This window comes from Bradyrhizobium sp. Ai1a-2, from assembly GCF_000426245.1.
GTDB lineage: Bacteria > Pseudomonadota > Alphaproteobacteria > Rhizobiales > Xanthobacteraceae > Bradyrhizobium.
Map to the genome: position 1 here is coordinate 65956 of NZ_AUEZ01000027.1, position 22595 is coordinate 88550.

Consider the following 22595-nt stretch of genomic DNA (forward strand, 5'->3'; position numbering starts at 1 on the left):
CCCGCGGCGTGACGGCGGCTTGAAACCTGAAACCGGCCCGCCTACCCTGTGAGCCAATACGAGGAAACACGATGGCCAACGAAACCGCAACGCTTGCCGCCTATGTCGCTAACCTGAAATTTGCAGATATTCCACCGGAAGTATTGCAGCGCGCCAAGGTGCTGACGCTGGACTTCCTCGGCAGCACGATCCGGGCGCGGCGCGAAGCCGAATCGACTCCCTCGCTTTTGAAGATGCTGGAAGCGCTGGCGCTGGACGGCAAGGGCGAAGCCACCGTGTTCGGCGACGGCAAGACCTGGACGCCGGCGGTCGCGGCACTGCTGAACGGCGCGCTTGGCCATTCGCTCGACTTCGACGACACGCACGCTGATTCCTCGCTGCATCCGAGCGCACCCGTGGTGCCGGCCGCATTCGCGGTCGGCGAGATGGTCGGCGCCTCCGGCCGCGACGTGCTGACCGCGATCGTCGCGGGCTATGAGGTCTGCTGCCGGCTCGGCAACGCGCTCGATCCGACCTCGCATTATGCGCGCGGCTTCCACCCGACCGCGACCGCCGGCACCTATGGCGCCGCGGCGGCGGCGGCGAAACTGTTCGGCTTGCCGAAGGAGCAGATCATCGCAGCCTTCGGCGTTTCCGGCAGCCAGGCTGCGGGCTCGCTGCAATTCCTCGTCAATGGCGCCTGGAACAAGCGCTACCAGGTCGGCGCCGCCGCGATGAATGGCGTCATCGCCGCAACGCTGGCGCGCAACGATTTCGTCGGCTCGGTCGAATCGGTGGAGGGCAAGCATGGCCTGCTCGTCGGCTACAGCGACGATGCGCACCCGGACAAGGCGATTGCGGGACTTGGCAGCATCTTTGAAACCATGAAGATCGGCGTCAAACCCTATCCGAGCTGCCGCTACACCCATGCCGCGATCGATGCGCTGATCGCGATGCGGCGCGAGCACAATCTGACGCCGGACCAGGTGAAGCGGGTCGAGATCGGCCTGCACCGCAACGGCATCACCCTGACCGGCGATGCCGCAACCAAGCGGCACCCGACCTCGATCGTCGGCGGCCAGTTCTCGATGTTCTTCACCGGTGCGATCGCCCTCGACCAGGGCCGTTTCGGCTGGGACGATTACGGCCGGCTTGGCGATGCCGCGATCGATGCGCTCGCCGACAAGTTCGACGTGGTGCAGGATGATCGGTTGGAGATCGGCCGCACGCACCCGTTCGGGGCGCGCGTCAGCATCACCACCGAGGACGGCGTGCATGAGCGGCTCAATGCCGATCCCTCCGGCGAGCCGACCTCGTTCCCTGATGCCACGGCGATGCAACAGAAATTCCTCACCCTGGCCCGCCCGGTCCTGGACGGTCGCGCCGACCAGTTCGCCGATGCGATCCTGTCGCTGGAGCGTTTTGACCGGGTGGAAAAGGCGACGCAATTGGGCCGGCAGTAGTGTCGCGTCAATTGGCGATCTGCCTGAAGCGTTCATCCAGGTAGCGGCTGACCAGCACCGCCGACCGCGCGTCGAGGTGCACGCCGTCGTCCCATCTGAGTTCGCTGCGGTCGACGTCGATCGGCAGCCAGCGGCTCTGATCCGGAAACGCGCGATGGACCATCTCGCGCGTGGTCCTGACATAGAGCGATGTCTCTATCGGCGCGGCGTAGGGCATTTCCATCAGCAGCACACGGGCGCCGCGCTGTTCCAGCACCTCGATCAGCCGGCCGATCGCCTCGATATTGACCTTGGTGGCGGCGCTCGGGTCTTCGGACTCCATCTCTCCGATCGCCCGCTGCAGATAGACGTGGTTGTCGAAATTGCCCGGCGGCTGCGCGAGCAGGCTTTTCAGCCGGGCCGCGATCTGGGCATGGGTGACCGGGGCATGCACCCGGTTCTCATATGCCGCAACTGCAGTCCGGATCGGGCGCAGGAACAGCGCCTCGTGTCCCTCCTTGGTGGAGAAGCGCTTCACCAGATCCGCATCCGGTGCCCGGGACAAGATGTTGATCTCGACGACGATCAGCTTGGGGAGCTGCCGCTGATTGGCGAGGATCTCGAGCGCGGTGACGGGCGAGCCGCCGGCGAATGCCAGATTCCGCACGCGCGGCGTTTCGAAATATTCCTCCCGGAGCCGGAAGGTCAGCGAACTGCCCACGAGCACGACATCCGGAACGGGATTGTCGACATAGCGGTTCACAATGACGAGCGCGCCATCGCGCGCGGTCGTCGCCGGCAATTGCAAGGTGTGTCCGAACCGCGCGGTCGCGATGCCGCAGGCGATCAGCAAGAGCGCCGCCGCAACGGCGCTCTTGATCAACCAGGCGGTGGGTTTCTGCTGCTTTTCCATGCGATCAGAACTGGAAATAGATGAACGCGCTCTCCGGCCCCGCCTCAAGATAGGCGAGCGCAACCAGCGCTCCATAGGCATACGGCTCCCACCGCGTCAGCGCGGTCTCGAACAGCGACGTGATGCGCATATGCTGCAGCAGGACCGGAAGCGCGTAGAGCAGCGCAAGATTGTAGAACAATTTTGGCGGATTCGGGTTGGTGGTCGGCGTGAACATGCCGGTGAGATAGGCGAGTGCATGCTCGAAATTCGGCAGCTTGAAGAAGATCCAGGCCATGGTGACGCAGAAGAACACCACGCCCATGCGCAAGAGGCGCAGCGGCACGGAATCGATCGCCTGCAGCACATGCAGGAACGGCCGCTCGATCACCAGGAACAACCCGTGCAGCACTCCCCACGCCAGATAGCTGAAGCCTGCGCCGTGCCAGAGGCCGCCCAGACCCATCACGATCATCAGATTGAGATAGGTTCTGATACGTCCATGCCGGTTGCCGCCCAGCGGGATGTAGAGATAGGTGCGCAGCCAGGTCGACAGCGAGATGTGCCACCGGGTCCAGAATTCCGAGAACGACAAGGACGTATAGGGCAGATCGAAATTGATTGGCAGGCGGTAGCCGAACAGAAGCCCCAGGCCGATCGCGATCGCCGAATAGCCGAAGAAGTCGGCATAGATCTGGTAGCCGTAGAGGAAAACGAGCAGCCAGCGGTCCTGCGTCTGCAGCGTCTCGTAGAGCGGGAAGTCCATGTAGGCCGTCATCTCGTTGAGATTGTTGGCCACATAGAGCTTGAAGAAGAAGCCCGCGATGATCCATTTGGTGGCTTCCACGAACGGCACGTCGGCAAGCTGCTTCGGCACGATCTGCGGCATGAACATGCCGGCGCGCGTGATCGGCCCGGAGACGAGCTGCGGAAAGAAGATGATGTAGAGGAAGACGTCGGCCAGAGGCGGCCGCAATGCCTTGCTGCGGGTGAGATCGACCAACAGGCTGATATTGTGGAAGACGAAAAAGGAGATGCCGATCGGCAGCGGCAGCCTCAAGAGGAAGTCGATCGCCGCATTGTCGACCAGTGCCGGCGCCTTCGGATCGAGAAACAGGAATTTGTATTTGAAGAAGGCGAGCAGCGCGAGGTTGAAGACGATGCCGGCCGGCAGCCAGCGGCGGTCGTGCAGCGAAAGCACCAGGAACAGATAGGTCCCGCCGACCGCGACCGCGAGCAGCGGCAGCAGCTCGGGCTGGCCGTATCCATAGAAGAACAGGCTCGCGACCACCAGGAGAAGGACCTGGAACCGCCGGACCGGCGGGAGGTAGTAGGTCACAAATACGATCGCGGCAAACAGGCCGAATTGCCACGACGTGAAAGTCATGTTCCGGGAGCCTCGCAGGAACCTTGGAGCCCATGCCATGCCCCATCGGCGATTCCCGAGTCAAGCCACGATGACGCAAAACGCCGGCGGCTTGCAGGGCGGCACGGCCGGGATGATGGCGTGCAGGCGGCGAATTCCTGCTATCATTAAGGCCACGAAATAAGGAGTCCCCTCATGAGCTGGCTTCCCTCCAACGATCCGATCCTCGGCGATCCCAAGACCTGCGACGCGCTGGAGCTCGTCATCGTGCCGCGCACCCGCGATCTCGGCGACGGATTTGCCGTGCGGCGCGCGCTGCCGCATGGCAAGCGGCAGATGGTCGGCCCCTTCATTTTCTTCGACCATTTCGGGCCGGTGCAGTTTCTCGCCGGCAAGGGCATGGATGTGCGGCCGCATCCACATATCGGGCTTGCCACCGTCACCTATCTGTTCGACGGCAGCATCATGCACCGCGACAGCGAGGGCAACATCCAGGAGATCCAGCCGGGCGCCATGAACCTGATGACCGCGGGCCGTGGCATCGCGCATTCCGAGCGCACGCCTGATGTCCAGCGCCGCGACGGCCAGAAGATGCTGGGACTGCAGAGCTGGATCGCGCTGCCTCAGGCCAGGGAGGAGATCGCGCCGTCGTTCCAGCATTACGCCGCCGGCGACCTGCCCATGATCACCGAGCGCGGCTTCACCGCGCGCGTCATCGCCGGCTCGTCGTTCGGGATCTCCTCGCCGGTCGAGATGGTCTCGCCATGGTTCTACACCGAGGTCACGGCAGAGGCCAGCACCAGCGTGCCGCTCGACCCGGATCACGAGGAGCGCGCGATCTATCTCGTCGACGGCGAAGTCGAGATCGCCAACGAGCGTTATGAAGGTCCGCGCCTCCTGATCTTCCGGCCCGGCGACCGCATCACGGTGAAGGCGATCCAGCCGACGCGGATGATGTTCCTGGGCGGTGACGCGCTGGAAGGCCCGCGCCACATCTGGTGGAATTTCGTCTCGTCCAGCAAGGAGCGGATCGAGCAGGCCAAACAGGACTGGAAAACCGGACGTTTCGCAGCCGTTCCGCAGGAACATGAGTTCATTCCGCTGCCGGAGTGAGCTATCTCCCAGTCGCTTTATGCCGCCCGCAATGTCGTGGGCGGCTGCTTTGAAGGTCTGACCAGATGAATGCGATGCGCGCGAGCGACCTGCCCTTGCCACGGATCGGCCGCGGCAAGGTCCGCGATATCTATGCCGTCGGCGACGACCGCGTGCTGCTGCTCACCACCGATCGCATCTCGGCGTTCGACGTGGTGATGGCCGAGACCATCCCGATGAAGGGCGCGGTGCTGACCCAGATCAGCGCATGGTGGTTTCGGCAGCTCGAGAGCACCGTGCCGCATCACATGATCAGCGCCGATGCCGATGAGATCATCCGCGACGTGCCCGCGCTGAAAGACCATCGCGCCGAGATTTTGGGCCGCGCGATGCTGTGCCGCCGCACCACCGTCTTCCCGATCGAATGCGTGATCCGCGGCTACATCTCCGGCTCGGCCTGGAAAGAATACGCAGCGCACGGCACGCTCGCCGGAGAAAAGCTACCGGCAGGCCTGGTCGAGAGCGCCAAGCTCGAGCCGGCGATCTTCAGCCCGGCGACCAAGGCCGAGACCGGGCATGACGAGAACATCACCGTGGCCCGCGTGCGCGAGATCGTCGGCCGCGAGGTCGCCGACACGCTGGAGCAGATGGCGCGCACGGTCTATGCCTATGGCGAAAAGGTCAGCCGCGAGCGCGGCATCATCATCGCCGACACCAAGTTCGAATTCGGTCGCGACCAGGACGGGCGGATCATCCTGATCGACGAGGTGATGACGCCGGACTCCTCGCGCTTCTGGGCCGCCGATGTCTACAAGACGGGCCAGCCGCAGCCGAGCTTCGACAAGCAGCCCTTGCGCGACTACCTCGACACTGAACGCCACGCCGGCCGCTGGAACGGCGACGCCCCGGCGCCGCCATTGCCGGCCAGCGTGGTGGAGGCGACCAGCAAGCGCTACCTCGAAGCCTATCGGCGCGTGACGGGGGCCGACCTCAAAATCTAGCCTATCGTCATTGCGAGCGGAGCGAAGCAATCCATCTCCCCGCTTGTGGAGGCATGGATTGCTTCGCTCCGCTCGCAATGACGCTTGTGGCACGCGCGCTGCTCTTGTTGCATCAGAGGTATCCCCGGTGCCAATCTCCTCACCAGACAAAATCCCGGGAGGAGCGAAACATGAGCGAGGCCGACAGCGTGCTGGTCGAACGCGATGGTCCGGTGACCATCGTCTCCATCAACCGTCCGCATTGCCGCAACGCCGTCGACGGTGCCACGGCGCGCAAGCTCTATGACATCTTCCTCGCCTTCGATGCCGATGAGACTGCGTCGGTGGCGGTGTTCACCGGCACCGGCGGCACGTTCTGCGCGGGCGCCGACCTGAAAGCAGTTGCCGCGGGTGATCCCGAGCGGAAGCGCGAGATCGGCGGCCATCGGTCGATCGCGCCGATGGGCCCGAGCCGGTTGCGTCTGTCAAAACCCGTCATCGCCGCGGTCGAAGGATTCGCGGTTGCCGGCGGCCTGGAGCTGGCGCTGTGGGCCGACATGCGCGTGGCAGCGGAAGACGCGACGTTCGGTGTGTTCTGCCGCCGCTTCGGCGTGCCGCTGATCGATCTCGGCACAATCCGCCTGCCGCGCCTGATCGGCCATTCCCAGGCGATGGACCTGATCCTGACCGGGCGCGCGGTCGAAGGGCCGGAGGCGTACCGCATGGGCCTCGCCAATCGCCTGGTGCCCAAGGGCGAGGCCCGCACGCAGGCGATTGCGCTCGCCAGGGAAATCGCGCGCTTCCCGCAACAATGCCTGCGCGCGGACCGCCTGTCGGCGCTGCGGCAATGGGACCTCGAAGAGGAGGACGCAATCATCAATGAAGTGCGCGGCGGGCTCGAAGTCATCGCGTCAGGCGAGGCGCTCGCCGGCGCCACCCGCTTCGCCTCCGGCGCCGGCCGCCATGGCGCCTTCGGCGGCGAGGACGATTGACCCTGGCGCAACCCGGGACAGCTCGATCCGCCGGCAAGACAACCCCCGGATTGCGCGTCGCGCCATCGGGGTTAGCCGTCACTGCAAGGAGCGAGGCGACGATGATTTCGGCGCCGGCAGGCGCGATTTTGCAGAATAACGCTAGAGCGTTTTCAAGCGAAGTGGACGCCGGTTCGCGTGAAGAAAACGCGTCAAAACAAGAATCTAGAGCTTCGGTTCTGATTCAATCAGGACCGAAAATGCTCTAGCCGGTTCAGGCTGGCACCAACCGGCCTTGTGATGGGGGCTTGGTGCCGGTGGCCAGGCCGCCAGCAACACGGTGCCCGGCGACATTTATCAACCCAGGGCTGGACGTCGTGTCCGGCCAAATCTACACTATCGAAAGCGCGGCCGGGGCGATGGGGCGGGCGTTGGCATGTCCGGTCTTCCAGTGACAAAGGGGAGCGGGTCTGGATGGCGAGCGCGGCGTGAGCCGGAAGCCGCTGCTCCTCGTACGGCCGGCATGCTCGACCACGTCAGACCCCGCCCTGAGGCGCATGCTGCGTGTATCGTCCAAGCTCTGCTTCTATCGGCAATTGGCACGCCTGCTGCACTGATTAGCACCTACGAATTTTTCTATCGAGCGTCGAGCGATGAGCGAGCCAATACTACGGCTCGGCCGGAATTGGCTATCGCCGCCATTACTCATCAAGAGTGCGAGTCGGGTTCACCCCAAGATGAGATTTCGCGAAGATAGACCGCCAGGAACTGAAACCGAAACTCGCTGTCCTTCGTGCGGTACGGCACATCGGCCAGATGCGAAGTTTTGTTCGGAGTGCGGCCATCGCTTGAGCGGAAATGGTGCCCAGAAGCTGACCAGGACTCCAGCTGACAGACTGTCGGCGTCTTTGCAGATCGGTGGATCAATCCAGCGAAGACAGATGACGATCATGTTTTGCGACCTTGTCGGGTCGACGGCGCTTTCTCTTCAACTCGATCCAGAGGATTTGCGCGAGGTCATCGATACCTGCCATCGCTGTATTTCGGATGTGGTAGCGCGGTTCGAAGGAGTCGTGGCCCGTTATATGGGCGATGGTGTCCTCGTATATTTCGGTTATCCGCAGGCGCACGAAGATGACGCGGAACGCGCGATCAGAGCCGGGCTGCAGGCCGTGGATGCGATATCCGGGCTTACACTGCTGTATGGCTACAAGCCTCAGGTACGGATAGGAGTAGCAACGGGTCTGGTTGTCGTGAGCGATCTGGTGGTCGATGGCACGCCACTCAGCCAGGAGGTTGCGGGAGAAACGCCAAATCTTGCCGCACGTCTGCAAGCCCTGGCTGAGCCCGACACGGTGCTGGTCTCGTCCAGTACACACCACCTCGCCGGAGGCGTGTTCGAGTACAGGAATCTCGGGCTCCGAGCGATCAAAGGCTTTGACGACCCCGTTCAGGCCTGGCAGGTGGTCGGCACAAGCGACGTTGAGAACCGTTTCGAGGCCAAGCGCAAGGCAGGCATATCACGGCTGGTGGGGCGCGAGGGGGAGTCGGAGTTTCTGCTGCGATGCTGGCAGCAGAGCAAGGCGGGTCATGGCCGCGTGGTGTTGCTGACGGGCGAAGCCGGCATCGGAAAATCGCGCATCCGACGCGCCTTGCAGGAGCAATTGGCCACCGAACAGCACATTCTCCTGGACTATTATTGCTCACCCTACCACCAGGATAGCGCCCTGCATCCGATTATTGACCAAATTCAGCGCGGGGCTGGCTTATCCCATTCGGACACGCAAGACGAAAAGCTCGTCAAACTCGAAAGGGTCCTCTCTGGACTCAACGTCGGGCCGGCAGACGTTGATCTTGTCGCCGAAGTCATGTCGCTGCGGAACCATCGGCGCGCATCCTCGGCGGAACTCAGTCTGGAGCAGCGTCAGCAGAGAAGCATGGAAGTGTTGCTGGATCTGGTTGCGCGTCATGCCGCAAAACAACCAGTTCTGATAGTGCTCGAAGATCTCCACTGGATCGATCCAAGCTCATTGGAGCTGGTCGGGATGCTGGTGGAGCGCGTAGCACGCCTCAGGGTGCTTGTGATCTCCACTGCGCGTCTTGAATTTGCTGCCGACTGGTCCAACTATCCCAGCGTCACGGTCATGCCGCTCCGCAAACTGAGCCGCGGTGCGTCAGCCGCCCTGGTGGAGCAAGTGACGGGCGGCAGAACACTGCCGGATGAACTGCTGGATGAGATCCTGGATCGCACCGATGGCGTGCCGTTGTTCGTTGAGGAGCTGACGAAAACCGTCCTTGAGAGCGGTCTAGTTCAGATGCAAAGAGGGTCCCTCGTGCTGGAGAGGCCTGCTCGACAAGCAGCAATTCCATACACCCTGCAGGATTCTCTCGTGGCCCGGCTGGACCGACTTGGCGAAATCCGTGAGATCGCCCAAATCGGCGCTACCATAGGCCGCGAATTTTCAGTCGAAGTCCTGGGTGCGGTATCCGGACTGTCAAACGCTCAGCTCGAGGACGGATTACAGCAACTCCTGCGCTCGGAATTGATCGTCCGTCGCAATGACCCCTCCCAGGAAATATACGCTTTCAAGCACACTCTCGTAAGAGATGCAGCGTACTCGACATTACTTCGGAGCAAACGCCAAGCATGGCATGTTCGCATCGCCAACATACTCGAAGAGCAATTCCCTGCCATTGCAGAGCAGCAGCCGGAGATGCTCGCCTATCACTGCAGCGAGGGCGGGCTGATAGAGAAAGCCATCAACTACTGCGAAAAAGCCGGTCGGATGTCCGCCGCGCGATACGCGAAGCTCGAAGCGATTTTGCAACTGAGTAGAGCGCTCCATCTGTTGTCAAGCCTGCCGTCCAGCGCAGACAATCTGCGCCGGGAGCTGGGACTGCAGTGCGCTTTAGGGAGGGCGTTGATAGTTGCGAAGGGCATCGGAGCACGGGAAACCGGCGAGGCTTACCTGCGCGCTCGCGAACTGTGCGAGCATCTTGGCGACACCTCGATGTCGCTCCGGGTGCTGGGTGAACTGGCTCGATATTATCTGGGCAGAGGCGAGCATATCAAGGCGTGCCAAGTGGCCGAGGATTTAATGCGTGTCGGTCACTCGCAGCATGATCAGTTCAGTGTCGTATCTGGCCACCTGTTTAAGGGCATCAGTCTTTTTTGGATCGGCGAGTTTCTGCAGGCCAAGGACAATCTGGAGAGTGTCCTCGGCTTTTCGGCCCCCGAAGAATTTCAGTCCAACGCCGCCATTGCGGCCTGGGACATGAAGATAGGCGCCTCGTCCTATCTTGCTCTTGTTTTGTTCGTCCTTGGCCACCGCGAACGAGCCCTATCGACAAGTGGGGAGGCGCTGGTTCGCAGCCGCGCCCTGCGTCCGCCGCAAATCTTGATCCGTGAATTGACTTTTGCTGCTTTGGTGAACCTGCTGTGCGGTGAGGAAGGGACAGCACTCGCGCGCACGGAAGAAGCAATTTCATTGGCAACCGAGGAGAGGTATCCCTTCTGGCTTGAAGTGGCGCATATGTTGCGCGGCTTTATTCTGGCGGCCGATGGCGATGCGGCAGGAGGACTGCAGCTCGCCCAGAAGGCGCTAGCCGATCTTGCCGCGACCGGATCAATTGGAAATCACACTTACTTCCTGGGCCTGGTTGCCCAAATATGTGAGCGGGCCAATCGGATCGAAGAAGCGCAGGCTCTGGTCAGCAGGGCCCTGGATATGACCGAAGAAACCGGCGAAAGGTGGTTCGAGGCCGAACTGAGCCGACTTAAGGGACGCTGGCTGGTCGTACATCATGGAGCGCGGGAAGCTGAGGCGGAGCAATGCTTTCGCCACGCCCTGGCTGTCGCAAAGCGGCAAGGTGCAAGAACCTGGGAATTGCGGGCAGGGATCGATTTGTGCCGGTTGCTCGACCAAAGCGGCGACCGAGAGCAAGCACGCCAACTCCTTGTGCCAATTTTCGAACGATGCCTGGAGGGCTGTGGCACAGCAGAGCTCACGGAAGCGAAGATGTTGCTCGAGACCTGCACCTAGAGCATTTTCGGTTCTGATTGAATCAGAACCGGCCGGTTCGTTTCACCTCTCCCGCTTGCGGGGGAGGTCTGCGCCTGGCGCCGGGTGAGGGCTCTCTCCCCACGGCAAGTCCCATCGCGGAGGCACCCTCACCCCAACCCTCTCCCGCGAGCGGGAGAGGGAGTGCAGCTTCCGTCGTGAATACATTTCGACCTGATCTCATCATGCTTTGGGGCGTTCTCGAGCGAAGCGGATGCCGATTCGCTCGAAAACGCTCTAAGCCACGTTCGAAGACTGTGAACTGGTTCACATGCGAGGAAACTTAATTGCAGTAGGTTAATATCCGAGAAGTTCGGTCAACACTGGGAGCGCGTCGTCGTTCGGGCAGGCCGGCTGTGCTTCGGTCCGTTCTACGATTTCGCGGGGCGGACATGGCGATGAGCGAGCTGACAACCGAGGCTGCGACCGAGCCGGTCGTACGCGAATCCCTACCTGGTCAATTCAATCTGCAGGATCTCCAGCCTACCGGCTGGTCCAAGTGGCTGCAGTGGATCTACGATGAGCCGCATTGGCTCTTTTGGTTGCTGAGAGAATTTTGGCCCATCCCGCAGCTCAAGGGATGGGCTTTCGTTACGCGATACGATGATGTCGCAGAAGTTCTCGAGAACGATGTCGTTTTTCAGGTACCGTTCGGGGACAAGATACGGAAGCTTAACGATCATCCAGGACCCGGCCCTAACTTTCTGTTGGGTATGCAGCGAGGCGACGACTACTGGGAGTGCCAGCGTCAGGTGATGCAGGCTTTCCAACGTGATGATGTGGCGAAAATTGTTACGCCGCTCGCCGCGAAATTCTCGAACAAGATCGTTGCCGACGCCGCGAAAATCAACGATCAGACGATGGAGCTCGATGCCATCGAAGGGTTGATCACGCGCGTCCCGATCCTGATCTGCAGGGATTACTACGGCCTTGAGATTCAGCAGCAAGAGGAGATCGATTTCGGTCGCTGGCTGATAGCCATGAGCCTGTACACGTTCGGCAATCCGCTCGACAACCCTAGCTATGAAAGAGCTGCGATTGCCGCCGGGATGCGCGTCCGGGCGATCGTCGACAGGTCGATCCAGCGCGCCCGAGCGCATTCGCGAGCACCTACCGTGCTTGCCCGGCTGCTTGCGATGCAACACAAAGAGCCAACTCTCACCGACAAGGTTATCAGCGCGTACCTTATCGGCATGATCACAGGCTTTGTCCCGACCAACACAATGGCGGCCGGGCATATGCTGGTCATGCTGCTCGGTCGCCCGAAGTTCATGGATGCAGCAAGAGAGGCAGCGCGCGCTGGCGATGACAAACGGCTGACGCGTTGCCTGTTCGAGGCCATGCGTTTCATGCCGCTCAACCCTGGGCCGTTCCGGATCTGCGCCGAAGATTATGTTGTTGCCGCCGGAACCGCGCGCCAAACGACGATCAAGAAGGGAACGAAGCTGCTGGCGGGAACGGAATCGGCGATGTTCGACAATCGCCGCGTGGTGCGACCGCGCAGCTTCAATCCGGACCGGCCGCAGACCGACTACATGCTGTTTGGCCACGGGCTTCATTGGTGTGTTGGTGCCTACATCGCTGAGGCGCAGATCACGCAGACCTTCAAGGCCCTGCTGGTGCAGAAGCGACTCCGGCTCGCCGACGGCAGGAATGGCAAGCTGAAGACGCTAGGGCCGTTCCCGTGGCATCTATCGGTCAAGTACGACGTCTGAACCCAGAAAAGGGGAAGTGCCGTGCCCCACTCGTTCGTAACGATAGCAATTCCATTCGATGTTCGTTGGTCGGACGCCGTGGAAAAATACCTGGACACGATTGGCGCTCCCCTTTTGGAGGACCACGTGACGTCCGCGCTTTCTCCGCGGCAGGCAAACGGCGGCAAGAGCATACTGCGTGCCGGGCTCGACGATACTCAGATCATCCATTTTTTGAGCATCACCGTCGTGCGCGGCGATGACGCGCGAAGCATCGGGGTGCAGGGAGAGTACCGGCAACCCGAGAACTCCTTCATCATCATAGAAGCGAGTGTCGATGGGGGCACGGATCGCGCTATCGATGCAATTGCAGCGGCGATGAGGACAGAACTTGAAAAAATGCTGACGGAAGCCAAGGTGCCATACAAGGGCGTCTCTGAGCTTCTTCGCAAGCACCATCATGATGTCGGCCAGGGATGGTTCTCCACACCCGGCCTGAACTATGACGGCACGCCCGGAATGACTGTTCAACGTATCAAGCAAGAAGCGGCGCTGGCAGAACAGATAGAGGATATGCTCCAGAACAGGCCCCGCGGAAGCAATGCCTTGAGCGTGATCGAGAAGGTACGTTCAAAGCTTTGGGACACAGGCGAGAAATGGGCGTTTGTCGAAGAGCCGGCTCCCTGCCTCCAGGCAAACGGATTCAGCAGCTGGGGCTACTACTGGGGTTTGGCCAAGTCCGCGATTGCCAGTCTGGCGTGGCCATTTCTGCTGGTTCTCGCCGTCCCGGCTCTGATCTTCCTGCTGTCGCTCGCAATGCCCGAGTTCAGGGCGCGCTGGTACGAACATATCCTGACGACGGGCCTGATCACGCTCGCTCTGTTTGTCATTGTGCTTGCCGCAGCGGCCGCCGGCTATGCCTGGCTGCGCCGTCGCGAGAAGATCGACGTTTGCGACGACATCGCACCGACGACAGAGCACGTCGAAAAGCTCATGAGGCGTGAAACCTTCGGCGCGCAAAATCACCTGGCGGCGTCCTCGATCATGAAACCTGGCTGGTTCCGCTGGCTGACGCTAAGAATCGGATTTTGGGGGGCCGGCGCCATCGCGACGTACGGCTCCCGGCCGAGCTTTCTGGGATCGACAGGCGTCATTCATTTCGCACGCTGGATTCTGCTGCCCGGAACTAACAAGCTGCTTTTCATGTCGAACTACGACGGGGCTTGGGAAAGCTATTTGGAGGACTTCATCGAGAAGGCACACGATGGAGTGACCGGCATATGGAGCAATACGCAGGGATTCCCAAGAACCGAGAGACTATTCTCAAAGGGCGCAACCGACGGCGACCGGCTCAGGCTGTGGACGCGCCGCCAGCAACATCCCTCCTGGTTTTGGTACGTTGCCTATCCGAAGCTGTCGCTGGCCAGGATCCGCACCAACGCCGCCATCCGCCAAGGCATCGCTGCAGCCCGGACCGAAGCCGACGCCGCCGATTGGCTGTCGTGTTTCGGATCGTCGCCACGACCCGCGAATGCGCTGCAACTTGAGGAGATATCAACCCTCATTCTCGGCGGGCTGGGCCGACTGCGCTTCGGTACATGCCTGTTCCTGCGACTGCCGCATGACGAGGAAGAGAGTAGAAAATGGCTCGCCGGCGTCAGCAATGACATTAGTTATGGCGACCATCGGAACGCATCCAACGCGCTGGTGGTAGGGTTCGCGCCGAGCGGACTGCGGAAACTCGGTCTGACCGGAGAACATCTGGCAACATTCCCGGTGGCTTTTCAGCAAGGGAATGCGGCACCCTGGCGCGCGCGTACCCTCGGCGATATCGGCGTTGATGATCCCGAACACTGGCTTTGGGGTGCGGGCAATCAGAGCACTGATAGAACCGCGGCAATGAGCGCCGGCACTGACGCCGGGAAGCAGGTCGATGCCGTGATGCTGATCTATGCGCGGGACCCGGAGCAGCTGCGTAAGCTCGAGCAGGAGCGCATTGATCAAATCGAAGGACACCATGGGCGCGTTGGTTTCCGGATCGGATTCAAGGAGATCCCCGAACCGAAAGCCGCCGCGCAGCGGCTGCAAAGAGAGCCGTTCGGCTTTGCCGACGGTATATCGAATCCCATTATCCGCGGCACCCGACCTACAACATCGGAAGACGCTCCGCACCTGGTGGGTCCGGGTGAGTTCATTCTGGGCTACCCCGACAACCTCGGGTACACTCCGCCATCGCCTACGGTTGCTCCCGGCGACGATGTATTCTCCCCAGCGCCGGCGCGAATCTGCTGCGACAACGTCCGGACTTTTCTGAGCCCTCGGCAACGGACCGGCACGACCTGGGGATGAACGGTACGTTTCTTGTCGTGCGGCAGCTCGAACAGGATGTCACCGAATATCACAAGTTCCTTGACGCAGCCGAGCAACAGCTGATCAGCAGCAGGCGCGAGCCGACAAACATCTCCGCAACGCTTCGCGAGTGGATCGCCGCAAAAATGGTGGGCCGGTGGCCCGATGGGACGTCCCTGGTACGCTATCCGGACGGTCCCGGAACGACGGCAGGCGCCTCGCGGTCCAGAGGGCGAGGTGGGCGGGCGGATAACGACTTCAGCTTTCGTATCGAAGATCCGAGCGGGCTGCGATGTCCGCTCGGCGCTCACATACGCCGCGCCAATCCGCGCGACAGCTTTGTCGAAAAGGAGCCTGAGGGAGCCACAACGGAGCAAGTCCAGCAACAATTTGCCGAGCAGATCAACGAGCAGCTAAGAATCGTAAATCGCCATCGCATTCTCCGCGTGGGACGCCCGTATGAGGAGCAAGGCGCGCTGGACAAGCCCGGGCTTGTATTCATGTGTCTGAATGCTGACATCGAACGCCAGTTCGAATTCATCCAGCAGAGCTGGGTGCTGGGGCCGAGCTTCCACGGTCTTCAGAATGAGATCGATCCCCTGGTCGGGAATCGACAAGGGTCGGAGATTTTTTCGATCCCCACGCCGGACGGCCCCATGTGGATCAAAGACATCCAGGACTTCGTCAGGGTCCGCGGGGGCGGCTATTTCTTCCTGCCTGGCAAGCGAACCCTTCGGTTTCTTGCCAACCTGCAAGAGCCTGGAGAAACAGCACGTGGCGATGGCGCTGCCCCGGAGAGGCTCCCTCAAACTGTCGGCTCCTGAAACTGGAGCAAAGATCGTCCCGGCCTTGCGCGCGCCTCGGCGCAGCCAGGGAGCCGGACCTATAACCACTCCTGCACACTGCTTGAGCGCTGATGCTCCAGCTTCGCGCAACATGACCGCCTATGGTTATGAGTTCCCGCTTTCGCGGGAACGACGAATGCACGCATTGACACAAAAATCCTGTTGTAGCGCCGTGCTGCGCTCGTCTACCACTGCGGTGGCTGTTGAGGGCAAATGCACGGCGTGGTTCATCGATCCATCAATCTCGGTCCGCGGCTTGGTCGCGCGTTCAGCGACGTTCTTGGCGGCGGCGCGGCCAGCGTGCTCTCGATCACCTTCGGCCTGTCCTATGCGCTTCTGATCTTCGCGGGGCCGCTGTCGCCGTATCTCGCCTACGGCGTCGCCGCCACCTTCATCTCATCCGCGGTGCTGGCGCTGGTGATCGCGCTCGGCAGTTCGCTGCCATTTGCGATCGCGGGTCCGGAGAGTTCCACGGCGGCGATGACCGCGATCCTCGCCTCCGCGCTGGTGGAGCGCGTGGCGGCCGCCGATCCGGCCGCGCCGATGCTGGCGCCGGTCCTGATCACGCTCGGGCTTGCCACCATCGTCACCGGCATCGTGCTGTGCGGCTTCGGCGCGACGCGGATGGGCCGCGCCATCCGCTACGTGCCCTATCCCGTCGTCGGCGGCTTTCTCGGCGCCACCGGCTGCCTGCTCGTGCTCGGCGCCATCAGAGTCATCACCAGCCTGGAACTCCGGTTTACGACGCTGGCTCACTTCGCGAACGTCATCACCATCGCAGAACTGTCGGCCGCCTGCGCCATGGCGCTGATCCTGTACCTGACCTGGCACCGCTCGCGCAGCCCGTTCGGGCTGCCGGTGATCCTGATCGGTGGCGTGCTCGTCGGCCATCTCGCATTCTGGATCATCGGCCTCACGCCCGCCGAGGCGCAGGCCGCGGGCTGGACCTTTCAGCCGCCGCCCCCGACCAGGTTCATGCTGCCCTGGAGCACGCAGAATTTCGCAAATTATCCCTGGTATGCCGTACCGGACCTGCTCGGCAACCTCGTCGCCGTCGTGTTCGTCACGGCAACCAGCACCCTCTTCAACACCACCGGCATCGAGGTCGCCGCGCATCGCGAGGCCAACCTGGAACGCGAGCTCAATATCACGGGCCTCGCCAATATCCTGACCGGCGCCCTGGCCGGCTACGCCGGCTGTATCTCCACCACCCGTTCGCTGCTCAATCTGAACAGCGGCGCCACCGGCCGCCTTTCCGGCATCACGGTTGCGCTCGTCTCGCTCCTGATGCTCGCGGTCGCGCCGGAATTGCTGGGCTATATGCCGAAATTCGTGCTCGGCGGCCTGTTGATCTATCTCGGCGCCGACCAGCTTCACAAATGGATCGTCGAGTCGCGGCGGCGGCTGTCGAAGACCGAATATGTCTCGCTGCTCGCGATCATCCTCATCATCCTGCAATGGGGCTTTGTCGCGGGGGTCTTGATCGGCGTCGTGATCGGCTGCGCCACCTTTGCCTTCAGCGCCGCTCGGATCGAATCGATCAAATATGGCTTTGACGGCACCGAATATCGCAGCTCGCTGGACCGCTCGCGCGACGACCTGGAACTGCTGGCGGATCATGGCAGCGAGATCCAGGGCCTGAACCTGCAGAGCTATTTGTTCTTCGGCTCGGCCAACCGGCTCTACCAGCACGTCAAGGCGCTGCTCGCCCGCCATCCGGAATGCCGCTATCTGGTGTTCGACTTCAAGCTCGTCACCGGCATCGATTCATCGGCGGCTTACAGCTTTGCGCAGATCAAGCGCAGCGCCGACGAGCGCGGCGTCAAGCTGCTGCTGGTGCATCTGGCCCCTGGCGCCGAAAAGACGTTGCGCTCGAGCGGTTTCATTTCCGGCGAGGTCAGGATCGAGCCGGAGCTCGATCATGCGCTGGAATGGTGCGAGAACGAGATCATCGCCGAGCACCGTGGGCTGGAGCAGGAGGAAGCGAGCCTGCGCGACTGGTTCGCCGGGATGCTCGGCTCCGAGCGGGAAGCGGGCGCGCTGATGCGTTACTGCGAGCGTGTCGAGGTCGATGCCGGAGAGACCATCGTCCGCGTCGGCGACGCCGCCGATTCCATGCACTTCATTCTGGACGGGCGCGTCGGCGTGATGGTCGCGGCCGACGATGGCCGCCCGACCCGGGTGCGCAGCCTCGGCCGCTACACCACGGTCGGCGAGATGGGCCTGGTCTCGCAAACGCGGCGCAGCGCCACCATCCAGGCCGAGGTTGCGAGCGTGCTCTACGTCCTGAACACGCATCAGTTCGAAGCGCTCAGGGACGCCGACCCCGCGCTCAGCCACAAGCTCCTGACCTATTTCGTCTCGATCATGGCCGAGCGGTTGAGTTTCGCCAACCGCACGATTGCGGTGCTGCGGCGCTAGACAGCCAGGGCGCTACGATCCCGCAGGTGGGCTGCAACGAAGTTTTGATTACGCCAGCGGCCCGGCGGCGTCCCCTCACGCATACTTTGATGGACAATGCCGGCACAGGCCGTCTGATGCGCCGAGACAATCAACTCCCGGCACCCTGCTCCAGGAACCTGAATGCGCGCGAAACTCAACGGCACCGAGATCTATTTTGATGTGGACGGCACAGGCCTTCGCACAACAGAAAGGCCTTTCACGGAAAAGCCCGTGATCGTCGCACTTCACGGCGGGCTCGGTTTCGATCACGGCTACCTCCGGCACGGCCTCGGACCGCTGCGCGACCATGCTCAGGTGATCTTCGTCGATCTGCGCGGCCAGGGGCGTTCGGGGCGCCCGGATCTCGCCTCGTGCACGCTCGAACAGATGGCCGACGACGTGGCCGCTCTATGCGATTCGCTCGGTATCGACAGCGCCTTCATCTTCGGTCATTCCGCCGGCGGCTTCGTCGCCCTGCATGCGGCGTTGCGCCATCCGTCACTCGTTGCAGGCCTGATTCTGTGCGGCTCGTCGCCGGCCATGCGGTCGTTGCCCGACGATGAAGGCGACCCTGCGCCCAAGCTGGACGCTCGCGCGACCCCGGACGAGCTGGCGATCGCGGCGCGCATCTTCAGCGGCGACATCACGCTCGAAAACGTCACCGCATTCATCGACCGGATTGGACCGTACCATTTCGCGCCAATGCACATGCACCTGTCAGATCAGGTGCTCAAGGCGTCGAGCTTCACGATCGAAATGATGCAGCATTTCATGAGCACGATCGCGCCGTCCTACGACCTGCGTGCTTCGCTCGCGCAAATCAAGGCGCCGACGCTCGTGATGGTCGGCCGTTACGACTGGGTCTGCCCGCCGCGCGCAAGCCGCGCGATTGCGCGCGGCATACCCGGTGCGCAGCTTGTCGAGTTCGACGATGCGGGGCACTGCGTCTTCTCGGAACAACCTGCACAGTTTCTCGAGGCGGTGACGCACTTTCTCGCAGCCCACGGCTCGGCTCATCGATAAGCACGCTGCACATCATCGGCAGAGCCGTAGGGTGGTCGCCTGATATCGCCGCCTGCGGAATCAAGATCGCGAGGGTGAATGGCTCCTGAAATGCTCGAAGTCCCGGTCTGCCGCCGCCTGGAACGGCGTGTCCGCGACCTGGTGGAGGCTGACCAACAGTCGGTTGCGCACCGGATGGATCACTTGAACCGCGTGGCGCGCAACGCAAAGGCAATCCTGGAGTTCTACCCCGAGGCGGATGCCGAAATACTCTATCTCGCAGTGCTCCTGCATGATGTCGATCAACCGTTCAACGACAAGGCAAATCATGTCGCGCGGAGTGCCGCGCTGGCCGAGCGGCTCCTGACCGAGATTGCCTACCCGCCGGCTCGAATTGCGCGCGTATTGGATGTGATCCGCGAGCACTCGACCGAGCATATCGGCACGGTCCAGCCTTCCACCATCGAAGCCAAGATCCTGTTCGACGCCGACAAGCTGGATGGGCTCGGAGCGTTTGGCATCCTGCGGGTGTTCGCCCTGTCACGGCAGGTGGGAAGGTCACTGCCAGACACAATCCGCTGGTATCGAAGCAAGATCGCGGTTGCCACGCCGAACGTCCAGACCCCGGAAGGGAAGGCAATGATGGAAAATAGGCTGCCGCTGGTGGAGGCCTTCCTGTCCGACCTGGAATCGGAGCTCGAAGCGGGCTGATCAATTCAAGTGAGGCTTCCGCTCTCGTCCGGTGGACACCGTTACCTCAGATATTGGAAATTAATCACTTGTTAACCATACGGTCGCCTAATGCGAAATGATTTGGAGGGAATTTGGATCCACCGCCCCCGGGCGACGCGAGCGAAGTCGGTGCCTTTGTAGGCCGATCTTACTGTTCGTTCGTTTGCCTGGCTGACGGTTCGCGCTACGGCTGTCTTACGCGGAGCAAAAAATGTCCGGAGAGAACGATCTAGTGGACACTCTCAGCCGCGATCTCGATCGCGCACGCGGAAAACGCGACGCACTTGCATCCGATGTCACGACACTGACGGCTCAGATCGCCGAAATCGAGGCCCGGCTTTCCGAGGAAAGAGAACGGCGCGAACGCAATCACGTTCTGGGCGAAATCGAAGCGATAAAAAAGCGAATCGCACAAACTGGCAAAGCGTTTACACCTGTCGTCAGTGAGCTGTGCGAGGCGACCGAACTGGCGGCGGCAGTCGTACCCGAAGCTCGCGAGCTTAACAATTTTCTATCTTCCGTCGCGAGCGAAGTCGAAGCCGTGATCGATCCCTTATTGCGCGAACTGGACCGACGCGCGGATGCAGTGCGAGCCGGCCACGCAGCACTGGATCTCCCGCGCCTGGCCAATGGGGCGCCGAGCGAGCTGCCGAAAGACCATAATGATCGCCTGCTTGGCTTGCTCCGTCTTCCAGCATGGCTGGCGCGCAGCAAGGAGATTGGAAAAGAAGCGGAGAACCCGGACAGCACGGCAGCGTAGAACATCGGCGCGCTGCACACCCCAAAGAAGACCCTCGACGCTCGTGCGACGGACTTTTTGCAATCGCGTCGCACCGCCTACTTCCGGCACCTGGAGCATGACGAGATTGGTCGAAATGTATCCACGACGGAAGCTGCACTCCCGTTCCCGCTTGCGGGAGAAGGTTGGGTTGAGGGTGCCTCCGCGATGGGACTTGCCGTGAGGAGAGAGCCCTCACCCGGCGCCAGGCGCCGACCTCTCCCGCAAGCGGGAGAGGTGAAACGGACCGGCCGCCGATTCAACCAGACAACATCGCGCTCTAGAGAAGAGCTGTTCTGGTTCCGACGAGGTCCTCAGGTGGCCTTGCGACGCAGGAAGGCCGGGATATCGAGAAGATTCTCCTCGATCAAATTCCGCTCGGCAGAGGAGCGGCCGTACGGATCGAGGCCTTGCGGAGCGGCATGGCGCGCATGTTCCGAAATCGGCGCTGCCGGTCGCCCTTCAGGGTGGCGGGTCGCCGGGCGGAGCGGCGGGCTGTCTGATTGAGGCGCCGGTGCACTGCGCTCGATCCCGTTGGCAACGCGACGGTTGTCGTTCCGCAGCCTGCCCGCGAGTTCGGTAAGCGCGCTTTGCGCCGGTTGGGTTCGTTGCGCCGGGCCAAGATTATCGATGCCGGTCGCCACCACGGAGACGCGGACGATGCCTTCCAGGCTTTCGTCGAAAGTGGCGCCGACGATGATGTTGGCGTCCGGGTCGGCCTGTTCGCGAATGCGAGTAGCAGCTTCGTCGACCTCGAACAACGTCAGGTCCCTGCCGCCAGAGATGGAGATGATGAGGCCACTGGCGCGCTTGATCGAGGGGTCCTCGATCAGTGGATTGGAAATCGCGGCCACAGCGGCGTTGAGCACGCGCTTTTCGCCGGAAGCCTCGCCCCTGCCCATCATGGCTTTGCCCTTCTCGCGCATGACCGAGAGAACGTCGGCAAAATCGAGATTGATCAGACCTTCCTTGACGATCAGGTCGCTGATGCATGCCACGCCTGAATAAAGCACTTGATCGGCCAGGACGAAGGCATCGGCGAATGTCGTTCTCTCGCTGGCGACCCGGAACAGGTTCTGGTTTGGGATGATCAGCAGCGTGTCGACTGCCTTCAGCAGTTCGGCAATACCTGCTTCGGCAACGCGCATGCGGCGCTGACCCTCGAAGTGGAATGGCTTGGTGACGACGCCAATGGTGAGAATGCCAAGCTCGCGCGCGGTCCTGGCTATAACGGGCGCCGCCCCAGTGCCCGTACCACCGCCCATGCCGGCTGTAACAAACACCATGTGCGCGCCGGCCAACTGATCGCGGATTGCATCGATCGCCTCTTCGGCAGCCGCGCCGCCCACTTCAGGCTGCGCGCCGGCGCCAAGACCCTTGGTCACCTGGGTGCCCATCTGGACGAGGCGCTTGGCCCTCGACATGCTGAGCGCCTGCGCGTCGGTATTGGCAACGATGAAGTCGACGCCTCTCAGCCCGCTCGCGATCATGTTGTTGACGGCATTGCCGCCGGCGCCGCCGACCCCAAACACGACGACGCGCGCCTTCATCTCCCTGATATCGATGGTGTCGGTCATTTTTGCCTCACGTTGCTCCGCCAAGTCGGGGAATGAGAGGGTGGTCAGCTATCTTCGAGTCCTGCGGTCTGTTTCCACTTTGGTCACGGCTGGATGTCCCAGTCGGTCTGCAGCCTATCCGTGGCGCCCACCGGGCCGCAGAGCCGCCGCGGCGTCGGGCGCCACCTGGCAAGCGAACGAACAGCCTCTGACGGGACTGTCAGGCGGGCACCTGGAACGGCATATGTCAGCGCCTCAACGGACATCGGCTGTTCTCCTAGAACGAACCGGGCGGTTAATCGGCTGATGATGACCGGGCGATGACCGAAGGCTAGGCTGCGTTGGTTAACAGAGTGTTAACGGGCGCGTGTGATCCCATAACGAACCTCAGCGTCGCAGGGTGGGCAAAGCGGC

The 22595-nt window shown here is 62.1% G+C and carries 15 protein-coding genes and 1 pseudogene; 12 read left to right on the top strand and 4 right to left on the bottom strand.

Annotated elements, in window-relative coordinates; all coding sequences use genetic code 11:
* The first annotated feature begins 71 nt into the window (after positions 1-71).
* Positions 72-1442, top strand: coding sequence for an MmgE/PrpD family protein (locus K288_RS0118570; RefSeq protein WP_027580914.1), 1371 nt, complete (start codon positions 72-74; stop codon positions 1440-1442).
* A 7-nt stretch (positions 1443-1449) separates the two neighbouring features.
* Here K288_RS0118570 and K288_RS0118575 read toward each other — a convergent pair whose 3' ends face one another.
* Positions 1450-2334 (bottom strand): hypothetical protein, encoded by an 885-nt coding sequence (locus tag K288_RS0118575; RefSeq protein ID WP_027580915.1) that lies wholly within the window; start codon positions 2332-2334, stop codon positions 1450-1452.
* A gap of 4 nt (positions 2335-2338) precedes the next feature.
* Complete coding sequence (locus K288_RS0118580) at positions 2339-3700, bottom strand: MBOAT family O-acyltransferase (RefSeq protein ID WP_027580916.1); 1362 nt, start codon at positions 3698-3700, stop codon at positions 2339-2341.
* A 174-nt stretch (positions 3701-3874) separates the two neighbouring features.
* Between K288_RS0118580 and K288_RS0118590 the strand changes: the two genes are divergently transcribed.
* The 11 genes from K288_RS0118590 (at position 3875) to K288_RS45870 (ending at position 20607) form a co-directional block, all read left to right on the top strand.
* Entirely contained in the window at positions 3875-4792 is a 918-nt protein-coding gene (locus K288_RS0118590) for a pirin family protein (protein WP_027580917.1), read from the top strand.
* 65 nt (positions 4793-4857) lie between these two features.
* Positions 4858-5772, top strand: coding sequence for a phosphoribosylaminoimidazolesuccinocarboxamide synthase (locus tag K288_RS0118595; protein WP_027580918.1), 915 nt, complete (start codon positions 4858-4860; stop codon positions 5770-5772).
* A 170-nt stretch (positions 5773-5942) separates the two neighbouring features.
* Positions 5943-6743, top strand: coding sequence for a crotonase/enoyl-CoA hydratase family protein (locus K288_RS0118600; RefSeq protein WP_027580919.1), 801 nt, complete (start codon positions 5943-5945; stop codon positions 6741-6743).
* Positions 6744-7663: 920 nt separating this feature from the next.
* Positions 7664-10765, top strand: a complete 3102-nt coding sequence (locus tag K288_RS45860; protein ID WP_051334599.1) for an AAA family ATPase — start codon at positions 7664-7666, stop codon at positions 10763-10765.
* A gap of 416 nt (positions 10766-11181) precedes the next feature.
* On the top strand, positions 11182-12498 hold the full coding sequence (locus K288_RS0118610; RefSeq protein ID WP_160168985.1) for a cytochrome P450: 1317 nt from the start codon (positions 11182-11184) through the stop codon (positions 12496-12498).
* 78 nt (positions 12499-12576) lie between these two features.
* Positions 12577-14826, top strand: coding sequence for a hypothetical protein (locus tag K288_RS0118615; protein WP_152535579.1), 2250 nt, complete (start codon positions 12577-12579; stop codon positions 14824-14826).
* Positions 14823-15650, top strand: coding sequence for a hypothetical protein (locus tag K288_RS0118620; RefSeq protein WP_027580922.1), 828 nt, complete (start codon positions 14823-14825; stop codon positions 15648-15650). The genes K288_RS0118615 and K288_RS0118620 overlap by 4 nt, the downstream gene beginning before the upstream one ends.
* A 234-nt stretch (positions 15651-15884) precedes the next feature.
* Entirely contained in the window at positions 15885-18092 is a 2208-nt protein-coding gene (locus K288_RS0118625; RefSeq protein ID WP_027580923.1) for a SulP family inorganic anion transporter, read from the top strand.
* A gap of 162 nt (positions 18093-18254) precedes the next feature.
* Entirely contained in the window at positions 18255-19136 is an 882-nt protein-coding gene (locus K288_RS0118630) for an alpha/beta hydrolase (RefSeq protein WP_027580924.1), read from the top strand.
* Between the two features lie 78 nt (positions 19137-19214).
* Positions 19215-19826, top strand: a complete 612-nt coding sequence (locus K288_RS45865) for an HD domain-containing protein (protein WP_201449693.1) — start codon at positions 19215-19217, stop codon at positions 19824-19826.
* Positions 19827-20058: 232 nt separating this feature from the next.
* Complete coding sequence (locus K288_RS45870; RefSeq protein ID WP_244443176.1) at positions 20059-20607, top strand: hypothetical protein; 549 nt, start codon at positions 20059-20061, stop codon at positions 20605-20607.
* Between the two features lie 539 nt (positions 20608-21146).
* On the opposite strand, the pseudogene ftsZ reads toward K288_RS45870, so the two are convergent.
* Positions 21147-22202, bottom strand: a pseudogene (gene ftsZ, locus K288_RS0118645) (cell division protein FtsZ); the annotation flags it as partial.
* 83 nt (positions 22203-22285) lie between these two features.
* Positions 22286-22447: a hypothetical protein gene (locus K288_RS53655; RefSeq protein WP_160168986.1), complete on the bottom strand. Its 162-nt coding sequence runs from the start codon at positions 22445-22447 to the stop codon at positions 22286-22288.
* Between the last annotated feature and the right edge of the window lie 148 nt (positions 22448-22595).